This is a genomic window from uncultured Maricaulis sp. (genome assembly GCF_963975345.1).
Classification (GTDB): Bacteria; Pseudomonadota; Alphaproteobacteria; order Caulobacterales; family Maricaulaceae; genus Maricaulis.
Window position 1 is genome coordinate 286,856 of record NZ_CAXBGE010000002.1, and the last position, 12,262, is coordinate 299,117.

At 62.4% G+C, this 12,262-nt stretch carries 12 protein-coding genes; 9 read left to right on the plus strand and 3 right to left on the minus strand.

The genetic code is table 11. The features are described from left to right. Positions 1-18: 18 nt before the first annotated feature. Positions 19-711, minus strand: coding sequence for a ChrR family anti-sigma-E factor (locus AAC029_RS02960; RefSeq protein ID WP_339743782.1), 693 nt, complete (start codon positions 709-711; stop codon positions 19-21). Beyond that, positions 708-1,286 (minus strand): sigma-70 family RNA polymerase sigma factor, encoded by a 579-nt coding sequence (locus AAC029_RS02965; RefSeq protein WP_339743784.1) that lies wholly within the window; start codon positions 1,284-1,286, stop codon positions 708-710. The genes AAC029_RS02960 and AAC029_RS02965 overlap by 4 nt, the downstream gene beginning before the upstream one ends. 193 nt (positions 1,287-1,479) lie before the next feature. Here AAC029_RS02965 and AAC029_RS02970 point away from each other — a divergent pair, with 193 nt between their 5' ends. The 7 genes from AAC029_RS02970 (at position 1,480) to AAC029_RS03000 (ending at position 8,708) form a co-directional block, all read left to right on the plus strand. Next, positions 1,480-2,829 carry an FAD-dependent oxidoreductase gene (locus AAC029_RS02970; RefSeq protein WP_339743786.1) on the plus strand — a complete coding sequence of 450 codons (1,350 nt, stop codon included), beginning with the start codon at positions 1,480-1,482 and terminating at the stop codon, positions 2,827-2,829. After that, positions 2,826-3,599 carry a DUF1365 domain-containing protein gene (locus tag AAC029_RS02975; RefSeq protein WP_339743788.1) on the plus strand — a complete coding sequence of 258 codons (774 nt, stop codon included), beginning with the start codon at positions 2,826-2,828 and terminating at the stop codon, positions 3,597-3,599. Before AAC029_RS02970 ends, AAC029_RS02975 begins: the two co-directional genes overlap by 4 nt. Beyond that, positions 3,599-4,846, plus strand: coding sequence for a cyclopropane-fatty-acyl-phospholipid synthase family protein (locus tag AAC029_RS02980; protein WP_339743790.1), 1,248 nt, complete (start codon positions 3,599-3,601; stop codon positions 4,844-4,846). Before AAC029_RS02975 ends, AAC029_RS02980 begins: the two co-directional genes overlap by 1 nt. Before the next feature lie 96 nt (positions 4,847-4,942). Then, complete coding sequence (gene modA / locus AAC029_RS02985; RefSeq protein WP_339743792.1) at positions 4,943-5,707, plus strand: molybdate ABC transporter substrate-binding protein; 765 nt, start codon at positions 4,943-4,945, stop codon at positions 5,705-5,707. Continuing rightward, positions 5,707-6,378 carry a molybdate ABC transporter permease subunit gene (modB, locus tag AAC029_RS02990; RefSeq protein ID WP_339743794.1) on the plus strand — a complete coding sequence of 224 codons (672 nt, stop codon included), beginning with the start codon at positions 5,707-5,709 and terminating at the stop codon, positions 6,376-6,378. The genes modA and modB overlap by 1 nt, the downstream gene beginning before the upstream one ends. Continuing rightward, entirely contained in the window at positions 6,368-7,468 is a 1,101-nt protein-coding gene (modC, locus tag AAC029_RS02995; RefSeq protein WP_339743796.1) for a molybdenum ABC transporter ATP-binding protein, read from the plus strand. The genes modB and modC overlap by 11 nt, the downstream gene beginning before the upstream one ends. 88 nt (positions 7,469-7,556) lie before the next feature. Next, positions 7,557-8,708, plus strand: coding sequence for a CaiB/BaiF CoA-transferase family protein (locus AAC029_RS03000; RefSeq protein WP_339743798.1), 1,152 nt, complete (start codon positions 7,557-7,559; stop codon positions 8,706-8,708). A gap of 7 nt (positions 8,709-8,715) precedes the next feature. Here the strand turns inward: AAC029_RS03000 and proB are convergent, their stop codons facing one another. Further along, a complete protein-coding gene (gene proB / locus AAC029_RS03005) occupies positions 8,716-9,873 on the minus strand; it encodes a glutamate 5-kinase (protein WP_339743800.1) in 1,158 nt (385 codons plus the stop codon). 296 nt (positions 9,874-10,169) lie between these two features. Here proB and AAC029_RS03010 point away from each other — a divergent pair, with 296 nt between their 5' ends. Both AAC029_RS03010 and AAC029_RS03015 read left to right on the plus strand, forming a co-directional pair. Further along, the gene (locus AAC029_RS03010; RefSeq protein ID WP_339743802.1) at positions 10,170-10,949 is read left to right on the plus strand and encodes a pyrroline-5-carboxylate reductase; all 780 of its coding nucleotides are present in this window, start codon (positions 10,170-10,172) and stop codon (positions 10,947-10,949) included. 50 nt (positions 10,950-10,999) lie between these two features. Next, positions 11,000-12,256 (plus strand): glutamate-5-semialdehyde dehydrogenase, encoded by a 1,257-nt coding sequence (locus AAC029_RS03015; RefSeq protein WP_339743804.1) that lies wholly within the window; start codon positions 11,000-11,002, stop codon positions 12,254-12,256. The last annotated feature ends 6 nt before the right edge of the window (positions 12,257-12,262 follow it).

A 12,262-nucleotide genomic window follows, 5' to 3' on the forward strand; every position in this document is an offset into this window, starting at 1 on the left:
CCAGGCCTGCCCGCGACCTCAAAGACCGGTGAACACCTGCAAGGCCCGCAATAGCGGATCGTCAAAGCGCAGCTTGCCAACGGTCAGGGCGAGGCAGATGCACTCCTCGCCATCGCCAATCTGGATATCGTGCTCGACCTCGGTGTCGGCCTCTTCGACATCGCCGCGCACATAACGCTGCTCGCCATCGAGGAAAGAGCCCTGAAGCACCAGGGTCAGCTCCGCACCGCGATGGCCGTGATGCGGTATGGCGACGCCGGGACGGGCACGCAGCAGCCATAAACGCTCATCAGCCTCGCTGCGCCACAGCATCGCCTTCTTCAAGCCGGGGCCGAGAAACTCCCAGCGCAGCTTGATTCCGGCTTGGTCGATAAACTCGCACAACACGTCGGGCAGGCAATTGGGCAAATCGGCCGAACGCGCGGGCGATGCCGTATCGGTCTCAGCGCCATCATCTGTCGCTGCAACGGTCTGTGACCGGGCCGCATCGAGCGCGAAAATATCTGCGGCATCGAAAGCGAGTGGAGACTCATCACCGACCGTCTCCAGCAGGGCGCCGCCAATGCGCGCCATCGAATCGGCATGCGCCCGCGCTTGCGGCGACACCTCCAGATGTGAGCGCAGTAGCATGTCCTGACCCGGTGTCATCGCGGCGCCAGCGGCGTGATCGAGATACCAGCTCTCTTCAAGAAAATAGCCTCTCCGGCTCATTGCAGACCTCCAAGGCCGAGTTTCAACTTGTCCATCGCGAGGCGAATTCTCGATTTAACGGTTCCCAGCGGTAGCGCAATCTTCAGAGCAATTTCGCTGTGCGAAAGCCCTTCCATAAAGGCCAGCTCGAGGACGCGGCGCTGGTCATTCGGCAGGGTCGCGAGCGCCTCGGTGACCGCGCTGACATCCTGCCCGCGCGCATAGAGTTCGTCGGCGGCAGGCGCTTCGCCGGGGCGCAGGGAAGGATCGGTCAGATCAACACGTCCGGCTCGAACCAGTTTGCGATACTGGTCGATATGGAGGTTGCGGGCAATCGTATAGACCCAGGTCGAAACGGCGGATTTCGCGACGTCATAACTTCCGGCCCGGCGCCAGATCGCGAGCAGGGTCTCTTGGGCAAGCTCATCGGCCTGGGCCTGTGGCAGGCCCCGCCGGATCAAAAACCCGCGCACCCGCGGTGCGAAATGGTCGAATAGCGCACCAAAGGCCGCGCGGTCCTGGGTCGCGGCGACACGCTCTACGAGCCGCGCCAGTGCAGTGCCGTCCATCGCCTCTGCCCGCAGCCCCGCAGCCATTCCAATTCGTCCTTTTTCCAGGCCGTCCCGAGCGGGTGGCCGATGGCAGGTCAGTATCTGAGCGGCAGCGTGCATGCCCACACTACGTAGCCGATTGCCGCCCGGATCACATGGAAACGCAGTGATCCAGACAAAGTCCAGCTGCGTAGACCCTTGTGTTGATCATAATTATCGGACGCGGCCAATGGGTGGAATGAAACGGAAAATGCGGGTCGCAGTGATCGGATCGGGGATCGCCGGACTTTCGGCGGCCTGGCGTCTGGCGCTGACCCATAATGTCACCCTGTTTGAGGCGGCGCCGAGACCGGGTGGCCACGCCCACACCGTGACGGTGGACGTCGACGGGATCACGACCCATGTCGACACCGGTTTCATCGTGTTCAATCCGGCCAATTACCCCAACTTCACTGCCATGCTCGACCTGCTCGGCGTCGAGACCGCCCCCAGCGACATGTCCTTCGCGGCCTCGCTTGACGGGCACGGATTCGAATACTCCTCGCGTCCGGGCGGCCTGTTTGCCCAAAAACGCAATCTGTTGCGGCCGCGCATGTGGCGTATGCTCGGCGACCTGCTACGCCTGCACGCGCGATCAAAGACGCTCGATGCCGGCACGGAGCACCGCAGCCTCGACCATTTTCTGCGCGATGAAGGCTATTCGCGCACTTTCCGCGACGATCACATCCTACCGATGTGTGCGGCGATCTGGTCGTCGCCGGTGGCGGCGATGCGTGGCTATCCGGCCAGCGCCTTTTTCGAGTTTTTCCGTAATCACGGCCTGATGCAGGTCTTGAATCAGCCCGCTTGGCGCACAATCGCAGGCGGCAGCCGCCACCATATCGACGCGATGATCGATCTCTTTATCGGGGATTTGCGGCTTTCCACGCCGGTCCAGTCAGTCACGCGCACCGCGGAAGCGGTGACGCTGCAGCTCGAAAATGGCCTGGCACCGGTTTTCGACGAAGTGATTTTTGCCTGTCACAGCGATCAGGCCATGTCATTGCTGGCCGACCCTTCGCCGCAGGAAGCCAGCCTGCTCGGCGCCATCCAATATCGCGATAATATCGCCGTCCTGCATACGGACACGCGGCTGATGCCGCGGCGCAAATCGGCTTGGGCGAGCTGGAATTATCTCGATACGCCCGACAGCGCCGGCGAGGAACGCATCAGTCTGACCTACTGGATGAACCGGCTGCAACCTCTGCCAACCGCGAAGCCGGTCCTGGTGACGCTCAACCCCGAGATCGAGCCCGCGCCAGAACTCGTCCTGCACACAGATCATTACGCACATCCGGTGTTCGATGCCGCCGCGATCGCCGCTCAGCGGCAAATCCATCGAATTCAGGGAGCAAATCGCAGCTGGTTTTGCGGCGCCTGGCTGGGATCGGGCTTTCACGAGGACGGACTGCAGTCCGGTCTCGCCGTGGCCGAAGCGCTCGGCGCCCCAATTCGCCCTTGGGGTCTGGAGGGTATGACCGAACGCATCGTCTGGCCAGACCATAGAGGAAGCCGCGCAGATGCTCCGCGCATGATCGCTGCTGAATGACGCCGCTGTCAGCCTCTCTGCTCGACGGGGATGTCGGCCACACACGGATTGGGCCAAAGCGCCACAGGCTGCGATATCGCATGCATTCGATCCTGCTCGATATCGACGGCCCGGAACTGACGCAGATTCGCGCTCCGCTTTTCTCGGTCAACCGCTTCAATCTTGTCAGCTTCTATCCCAGCGATCACGGTCGCGGCGAGCGCGAACTCAGGCCCTGGGTCGAGGATCAGCTAGCGGCGGAGGCGGCTGATTTCGAGCTTTGCCGCGTGCAGATTTTGGCCGCACCGCGTGTGCTCGGCCTGGTGTTCAATCCGGTGACTATCCTGTTTTGCCACGACCAGGCGGGCGTGCTGCGCGCCGTCATATTTCAGGTCAGCAATTTCCATGACGGGCGCTGCGCCTACACCTTCGTGCTCCCGCCCGCGACCACGCCTGAAAGCCTGCGATTTTCCTGCGGCAAGCGTTTCTTCGTTTCCCCTTTCAATCCTGGTGGCGGCGAATACCGTTTCAAGCTCGACCGCGACCTGACAAGCCTGCGCTTGGGCATCCAGCTTTACCGCGACGGTGCCTGCATACTGAGCGCCGTCCAGAAATGCGCGATTCGGCCGCTCAAGACCGGCAGTCTGCTGCGCACGCCGCTCTCAATGGCCTTCAACACACTCAAAATCGTCGGTGCCATCCTGCTGGAAGCCCTGTGTCTTCGTCTCAAGGGCTTGAAGATGTATACTCCCCGGCACGGCTCCATCGACACCACACCTTGGAGACAATGATGGATATCTATTCGGATCGCGCCGGTGAAACAGGCGAGCCAAAACCCGGCAGCGTGCTTGATCGCTTCGTCGCGAAGCATCTGCAACACGCGCTGTCCGGCCTGGACGCGGCCCATCTCGTCGTAGAATTGCCTTCGGGCTACCGGGTATCGTGTGGAGATCCGGCCGCAGGCGCGGTAGCCGAATGGCGAATTTACCGCTGGAATGCGCTCTTGCGGCTCGGTGCAAGTGGGGCCTTGGGCTTTGCCGAGGGCTATGTGAATGGGGACTGGGAGACTCCAGACCTGCGGGCCCTGCTCGATGTACTGGCTCGCGCCTTCGACCAAATCGATATTGCCCAAGCGCAAGCCGGGCCAAGCCGGATAATCGGTCAGATCCAGCACTGGCTCAATGCCAATACGCGCACCGGCAGCCGCCGAAACATCGCCTTCCACTACGATCTCGGCAATTCCTTCTACGCGCTCTGGCTCGACCAGAGCATGACCTATTCTTCCGCCTGTTTCACAGTGCCGGAGCAAAGCCTGGAAGCCGCCCAAGCGGAAAAATACCGCCGGATTTGCGTGGCGGCACAGCTGAAACCCGGCGATCACGTACTTGAAATTGGTTGCGGCTGGGGTGGGTTTGCCGAAGTTGCAGCGCGCGATTTCGGCTGCCGCGTCACAGGCGTGACCTTGTCGAGCGAACAATTGACCTATGCCCAAAACCGGATCGCCGAGGCCGGGTTGACCGGGCAGGTTGAGCTGCAACTGCGTGATTACCGCGATATCGATCAGCGCTTCGATGCCATCGTCTCGATCGAGATGTTCGAGGCCGTCGGCCAAGCTCACTGGCCGATATATTTTGACCAGCTGGTTGATTGCCTCAAACCGGGCGGGCATGCCGCGCTGCAGATCATCACCCTGCGCGAGGAAGATTTCGAGAGCTATCGCGGCACGGTGGATTTCATCCAGAAATACGTCTTCCCGGGCGGCATGCTGCCGCCGCCTTCGGCGCTGACCGACCAAGCCGAACGCTCAGGGTTGGAAGTGGTTGGTGCGACGATGTTTGGCGGCGACTATGCCGAAACCCTGCATCGCTGGCATAGTCGCTTCAACGACGCTTGGCCACAGATCGGCGAACTCGGCTTTGATGAACGTTTTGCCCGGATCTGGCGGTATTACCTCGCCTATTGCGAGGCGGGCTTCCGGTCGGGGCGGTGCGATGCCGGTCAATTTGTCTATCGCAGACCGGTAACCGCCACTTCCTGAGCCGTGCCTCTGGACCGCGCGCCCGATCCGCCGTCAAATGCCGGGCGGGAGCGCATCGGCCACCGGGAGCGATTGTCATTGTCTTGGACAGTAAAAATGCGAGGCTTGCTTGCGGCAACGCTGCTGACGTTCGCCGGCCTGTTCCAACCGGCTCCTGCAGTTGCCGAGCAAGCCCTGATCGCCGTGGCGTCGAACTTCACTGCGACGGCGCGCGACCTGCAAACCCGGTTCGAACAGTCCAGCGGACACACCCTCCTGATCACTTCGGGATCGACCGGACGGCTCTACGCGCAAATCCTGCACGGCGCGCCCTTCGATGTCCTGCTCGCCGCTGACCAAGAGACACCGAACCGGCTTGCGGCGCAGGGCCGAACCGTGCCGGGCACGCAATTCACCTATGCGACCGGGCGTCTCGCTCTGTGGTCGGCCACAGGCGCGCTCGCGGATGGACCGGTCGCAGACAGGCTGCGCGAGGGCCAATACCGCACGCTCGCCATCGCCAATCCTGAGCTGGCGCCCTATGGCGCCGCCGCGCGCGAAACCCTGCAAACGCTGGAGCTATGGTCATCGGTTGAAGGCCGCCTTATCACCGGCGAAAGCATTGCAGCCGTGCAGGCGATGCTGATCACCGGCAATGCCGATCTTGGCTTCGTGCCGGTGTCACAATTTGCCGGCACGGATATGAGCGGGGACGCGAATTACTGGGAGATACCGCAGGAACTCTACACCCCGATCCACCAAGATGCCGTGCTGACGGTGCACGGGCAAAGCAATGCAGCGGCGCTCGCCTGGCTCGACTTTCTCGCCGGCCCGGAAGCGCGCGCAATCATTCGCGCCCATGGCTATGGTGTGGGCGAGTGATGCCCGATCTCGGTCCGCTTTGGCTCAGCCTGGGACTGGCTTCGGTGACGACGCTGATCCTGCTGGCGCTGGGCACACCGCTGGCCTGGTGGCTGGCGCGAACCCGCTCAGGCCTGAAGCCGGCGATCGAGGCGCTGACCGCCCTGCCGCTGATCCTGCCGCCGACCGTGATCGGCTTTTACCTCCTTCTCCTGCTCAATCCGACCTCGCCTATCGGCAGTTTCTGGCTGTCGCTGACCGGCGAAACGCTGACCTTCTCCTTCACAGGCCTGGTCGTGGCCTCGGTAATCTATTCCCTGCCCTTCATGGTGCAGCCCCTCCAGAGCGCATTCGAGGGCGTTGGGCGCGCCCCGCTCGAAGCGGCGGCCAGCTTGGGCGCTTCGCCGCTGGACGCCTTCTTCCGCGTGGCGGCGCCGCTTTCGATCCGGGGCTTTCTAACCGCCTCGATTCTGAGCTTTGCCCATACAATCGGTGAGTTCGGCGTCGTACTGATGGTTGGCGGCAGTATTCCCGGCCGCACCCGCGTGATCTCGATTGCGATCTTCGAACAGGTCGAGAGCCTGCAATATGGCGAAGCCCATGTCCTGTCGGGTATTCTGATCGCGTTTTCCTTTATCACCCTGCTGCTCGTCTACAGCCTCAACCGACGGTTCCGCCTCCATGTCGGATGATCGGCTCTCCCTGCAACTGCGCGCAACGCGCGGCGCTTTCGATCTCGATATTGAGGCAGAGATTCCGCTGGCCGGCATCACGGCGATCTTCGGCCCCAGTGGCAGCGGCAAGACCAGCCTGTTGCGCCTGATCGCCGGATTGGACCGGCCCGATCAGGGCCGCATCGCGATGGGCGGCGAGGTCTGGAGCGATAGCGCCCGGCGAACCTTCACACCGGCGCATCAGCGTCCGGTCGGACTGGTGTTTCAGGACGCGCGCCTGTTCACCCATCTCAGCGTTGCCGGCAATCTCGACTTTGCCCAGCGCCGCGCCGTGCGCGGTGTCGGCCGTTTCGATGCCGAAACGATCATCGAGGCGCTCGATCTGGTACCGTTATTGCCGCGCCGTCCAGCCTCGCTCTCGGGCGGTGAGGCGCAGCGCGTGGCGCTGGGGCGGGCGCTCTTGACCCAGCCACGCCTGCTCCTGCTCGACGAGCCAATGGCCGGGCTCGACCATGCCCGCCGGGCCGAGCTTTTGCCCTATCTCGATACCACTTTGCGGCAATTGGAGATTCCGGCGCTCTACGTCAGCCATTCCGTTGAAGAGGTTGTGCGCTTGGCCGACCGTGTGCTGGCGCTGGCACAAGGCCAGTGCGTCGCGATGGGCCCGGCCGAGGCCGTGTTTGACCAGCTCGAAATCGAACCGCTGGAGCGCGAGTTCGAGGCCGGCTCGGTGCTGGCCGGCACGCTGATCGGTACGGATGAGCGGCTGCAGCTCAGCCGGGTCGATATCGGCGGACAGGTCCTGGAATTGCCGATGCCGGTCGCGCTACAGCCCGGCGATACTGTCAGGCTGAGGATCCGGGCCCGCGACGTCGCCATCGCCACCCTTCGGCCGCAAGCGATCAGCATCCGCAATGTGCTTGACGGGCGGATTGTGAGCCTGACCCCGGCTGAGGGTTCTCCCTATTGCGACCTGGTCGTCTCGATTGGGGCCAGCCAGATAAAAGCGCGCCTGACCCGGGCCTCAGTGGAGGCGCTGGAGCTGGTGCCGGGGCAAGCCGTCTATGCCCTGGTCAAAAGCGCCAGTTTCGACCGCAGGCCGGGCTAATCGCCGCACGGCAAGGCGTGCGGCTTTGCGGCACTGCCGGGACAGCGTATGAGCAAGCCGTCGCCAGCTATCTTTCTGAGGAATCTCCATGACCCAGGCCCCAGACACCAAGCCGCTCGCCGGAGTGAAAGTGTTGGAGCTGGCGCGGGTGCTCGCCGGGCCATGGATCGGGCAGACGCTGGCCGATCTCGGCGCCGATGTGATCAAGGTCGAATCGCCGCACGGTGACGACACCCGCCATTGGGGACCACCCTGGATCGAGCATGAGAGTGGACGCGCGGCAGCCTATTATCATTCCTGCAATCGCGGCAAACGCTCAATCGCGCTGGACTTCACCAAGACCGAAGACCGCGATCTGGTGCTCAAACTGGTCGATGGCGCTGATGTGCTGGTGGAGAATTTCAAGGTCGACGGGCTGGCCAAATACGGGCTCGACTATGACAGCCTGATCACGCGCAATCCGCGCCTGGTCTATTGCTCGGTCACCGGCTTCGGCCAGACCGGGCCCTATGCGCACCGCGCCGGCTATGACCTGATGATCCAGGCGATGAGCGGGATCATGGACCTGACCGGCGAGCCCGACCGGCCACCGCAACGGATGGGCGTCGCCTTCGCCGATATTTTCACCGGCGTCTATGGCGTGATCGGTGTCCAGGCGGCATTGGCCCAGCGCGAAAAGACAGGGCTCGGCCAGCATGTCGACATGGCCCTGTTCGACACCATGATCGGGGTGTTGGGCAATCAGGCGATGAACTATCTCACCACCGGCATTGCGCCGCACCGGCTCGGGAATAGCCATCCCAATATCGTGCCCTACCAGGAATTCGCCGCCAGCGACGGCCATATTATCCTCGCCTGTGGCAATGACGGCCAGTTCGAGCGGCTCTGCGCTCTGCTGGACTTCGCGCCGGACGTGCTGGCGCGCAATCGCACCAATGCCGAGCGGGCTGCCAACCGGGCTGAGCTGGTGGCGCTGATCGCCGCCGCCATGGCCCGCTTCACACGCGAGGATCTGCTCGCAGCGCTTGAAAAGGACGGCATTCCGGCCGGACCGATCAATACGGTTGAACAGGCCTTCCAGGACGTGCAGGCCCGGCACCGTGGTCTCGCCGAAGCGGCGGACGGGATACCGGGCATACGCAATCCGATCCGGATGTCCGGAACGCAAATCGGTTCAGGCAAGCGCTCGCCGGGACTCGACGAGCATGGCACCGAAATCCGCAAGCGTCTCTGGGACTAGCCGCTGATCAGGAGGCGACCAGGGTGACTTGGTCGGTCGGCACATCCCACTGCAAGTGGTGGTTCTGCAGCATCACGACATTTTCCTGGCTGATGACGCGCGAACCGCCGTCATAACCGAGCAATTCGGAGATCGGCTGATCCAGATGCCGGGCCAGAAGCAGGGTCTCGTTGGACGAGAAATTCGTCAGCCCGCGGGCGCATTCATCGCCGGCCTCGTTATAGATGTGCAGCACATCGCCCTTCTGGAAATCGCCATGGGTCGAGACGATGTCTTCGCGCTCAACGCCGAGATCGCCCGCCTGCATGGCGTCGATCCGCTCCTGTTTCAGGACCAGGCTACCGGCCATCTGCAGACGGTTAGCCAGCCAGATCTGCCAGGACGAGGTCGGTGTGCCCTTGGCGATGCAGCGCGTGTGACGACGTTCATTCGCCAGAATGGTTGAGATCGGGCGTTCGATAATCCCGCGCGCAATCAAGGTGGTGCAACCGGCATCCTGGGCCATGTTGGCGGCATGCATCTTGGTCAGCATGCCGCCGCTTCCCAGCGCGCTGGTGCTGTCGGTGACGGCCAGATAGTCGCTGACATCGTCAATCGACTCGATGAATTGGGCGCCTTCCTGCGACGGGTCACGATCATACAGGCCGTCGACACTGGTCAGGATGATCAGATGATCGGCCTGGATCATGTGCGCGACCTTGGCCGCGAGGCGGTCATTATCGCCAACGCGAATTTCCTGGGTCGTCACCGTGTCATTCTCGTTCACGACCGGCATCACGCCGTGTTCGAACAGGCGCTGGATTGTATTGCGGATATTGAGGAAGCTGCGGCGCTCTTCGATATCGCCGAGCGTCACCAATACTTGGCCGATGATGAAGCCGTGTTCGGCGGCAACCTGGCCATAGGCGTTGAGCAGAAGCGGCTGACCACAGGCGGCAGCGGCCTGCTTGTCGAGCACATCGGCATCTTCAGGCGATTTGTTGACGGCATTGAGTCCCAACGCAACAGCGCCGGAGGATGTCAGGACCACGTCATAGCCCTGCTCGCGCAGATCTGCGATATCGCTTAAAAGCCCGTGCATAAAGGCGTATCTCAGGGTTAGTCGCTTGCTGTTGGCCAAAAGGCTCGAGCCGATTTTTACAACAATTCTCTTGCGCGCACTCAAAACAGGTCTCCGTCCGATTTCAGGGGATAAATTGGGAATAGCTGAGTGTATAACTGAACGCATGCCGTTTTTCAACAGCCGAACCCTGTAATCACAAATACATTCAGCCGTATTTTCGCCTGATTTCGCAGATTTTCGCGTCTATCTTGGTCTACATATTTTATCTCATATTACTCACAGACCCAAATTTGCGTTATTTTTGCTTATACGATACTACACGAACAAATTTGACCGCAGGCCAGTGCTCCACCAGCTTCTGTGATGGCTTTCAACTGGGTCATGATAGAGGATTATTGATGCAAATCTTGTTGGTTGGGTGCGGAAAAATGGGCGGTGCAATGCTGCGCCGCTGGCTCGGCACGAATATCGTGCAATTCACCGTCGCCGCACCGAATGGCGGCTCAGTGCCGGATGGCGTGCGCCATGTCCGCTCGGCGGCCGAGCTGGGTGACCAAGTCTTCGACATGCTGATCATTGCCGTCAAACCGCAAATGATCGACGACGCCCTGCCGCCCTATATGGCGCATCTGGCGCCGGGTGGCTGCCTGGTTTCGATTGCGGCCGGCTATTCCAGCGCCCGCCTGACGACCCTGGTGGGTGACCACCCGGTCATACGATTGATGCCCAACCTGCCGGCCATGATCGGCCAAGGCGTCAACGGCCTGTTCGCCAATGCCCTGTGCGAAGCGGTCCATCGCGACGCCGCCACCGCGTTGGCCGAGGCCACCGGCTCGGCCATCTGGGTTGAGGATGAGGACAAGATCGACCGTATCACCGCCGTCGCTGGCAGCGGCTCGGGCTATGTCTTCGAAATCGCCCGCAGCTATGCCGCCGCCGCCGAGGCGCTCGGCTTCGACACTGCAACCGCGCGGACCTTGGTGCTCGACACCCTGGCCGGCGCGATCGAGATGGCGCGCCAATCCGACCAGCCGCTCGAAACCCTGCGCAATGATGTGACCAGCAAGAATGGCACGACCCAGGCGGGGCTTGGGGCCCTGATGCGGGACGGCCAACTCGATGCCCTGCTCGAGAACACAATAAAAGCCGCTTACGCGCGGGCCATCGAACTGCGATAACGACCGCAGCCCGCGCACCCATGACCTCCAGATCGACCACAAGGAAAATAATGTCCGAGACCGTGCAAGACTATGTCAATGAGCTGGGCCGCAAGGCCAAACACGCTGCCAACGCCCTCGCTGGCGCTACCACCGAACAGAAAAACACCGCCCTGCGCGCCACCGCAAAGGCGCTGCGCGCGACCACACCAGCCCTGCTGGCCGCCAACGCCAAGGATGTCGAAAGCGTCGCCGGAAAAGGCAAGAACGCCGCCTTCATCGACCGCCTCGTGCTTGATGCCGGCCGGATCGAGGCGATGGCCTCGGCACTGGAACAAATCGCTGACCTGCCCGACCCGGTCGGGCGCAAGCTGGCCCGCTTCGAACGCCCCAACGGGCTGGTGGTCGAGCGCGTTTCGGTGCCGATTGGCGTCATCGCCATGGTCTATGAATCACGCCCGAATGTCGGCGCCGATGCTGGCGCGCTTTGCCTGAAGTCGGGCAATGCGATCATTCTGCGCGGCGGCTCGGAAAGCCTCAATTCAACCCGTCAGATCGTCGCCTGCCTGGCGACCGGCCTGAAGGCCGCCGGCTTGCCGGAAGATGCGGTGCAATTGGTCGACACGACTGATCGCGAAGCGGTGAAATTCCTGCTGCATTGCGCCGATTATGTCGATCTGGTGATCCCGCGCGGCGGCAAGGGCCTGGTCTCGCTGGTCCAGCGCGAAGCGCGCGTGCCAACCCTGCTGCATCTCGACGGCAATGTGCACACCTATATCCATTCCGCCGCCGATCTGACCAAGGCGGTCGCCATTGTCGTCAATGCCAAGCTGCGCCGCACCGGCGTTTGTGGTGCCACGGAGAGCCTGGTCGTCGACCGCGCCATTGCTCCGGCCTTCCTGCCCGCCCTGCTCGACGCCTTGGGCGCCTGTGAAGTGCGCGGCGAGGCGGAATCCATCGCCATCGATGGCCGCATCCTGCCCGCCTCGGCCGAAGACTGGGATACCGAATATCTCGACGCCATCCTGTCGGTGAAACTGGTCGATGATGCTGCGGAAGCGATGATATTCGTCGAGGCCCACTCCTCACATCACACCGATGCGATCATCACCGAAGATGGCGAGGCTGCAGCCGCCTTCCTGCGCACTATCGACTCAGCGGTCGTGATGCATAATGCTTCGACCCAGTTTTCCGACGGGGGCGAGTTCGGCATGGGGGCGGAAATTGGCATTGCCACCGGCAAGATGCATGCGCGCGGCCCGGTCGGGCTCGAGCAATTGACCATCTACAAATATCTCGTCCTCGGCGACGGCCAGACCCGGCCGTAACGATCC

Excerpts from the sequence above, each read along its gene's own strand:
- AAC029_RS03015 (WP_339743804.1), top strand. The coding sequence starts at position 11,000 with ATGTCCGAGACCGTGCAAGACTATGTCAATGAGCTGGGCCGCAAGGCC.
- modC (WP_339743796.1), top strand. The coding sequence starts at position 6,368 with ATGTCGGATGATCGGCTCTCCCTGCAACTGCGCGCAACGCGCGGCGCT.
- AAC029_RS02965 (WP_339743784.1), bottom strand. The coding sequence starts at position 1,286 with ATGGCTGCGGGGCTGCGGGCAGAGGCGATGGACGGCACTGCACTGGCG.
- modB (WP_339743794.1), top strand. The coding sequence starts at position 5,707 with ATGCCCGATCTCGGTCCGCTTTGGCTCAGCCTGGGACTGGCTTCGGTG.
- modA (WP_339743792.1), top strand. The coding sequence starts at position 4,943 with ATGCGAGGCTTGCTTGCGGCAACGCTGCTGACGTTCGCCGGCCTGTTC.
- AAC029_RS03000 (WP_339743798.1), top strand. The coding sequence starts at position 7,557 with ATGACCCAGGCCCCAGACACCAAGCCGCTCGCCGGAGTGAAAGTGTTG.
- AAC029_RS02970 (WP_339743786.1), top strand. The coding sequence starts at position 1,480 with ATGAAACGGAAAATGCGGGTCGCAGTGATCGGATCGGGGATCGCCGGA.
- AAC029_RS02960 (WP_339743782.1), bottom strand. The coding sequence starts at position 711 with ATGAGCCGGAGAGGCTATTTTCTTGAAGAGAGCTGGTATCTCGATCAC.
- AAC029_RS03010 (WP_339743802.1), top strand. The coding sequence starts at position 10,170 with ATGCAAATCTTGTTGGTTGGGTGCGGAAAAATGGGCGGTGCAATGCTG.
- AAC029_RS02975 (WP_339743788.1), top strand. The coding sequence starts at position 2,826 with ATGACGCCGCTGTCAGCCTCTCTGCTCGACGGGGATGTCGGCCACACA.
- AAC029_RS02980 (WP_339743790.1), top strand. The coding sequence starts at position 3,599 with ATGGATATCTATTCGGATCGCGCCGGTGAAACAGGCGAGCCAAAACCC.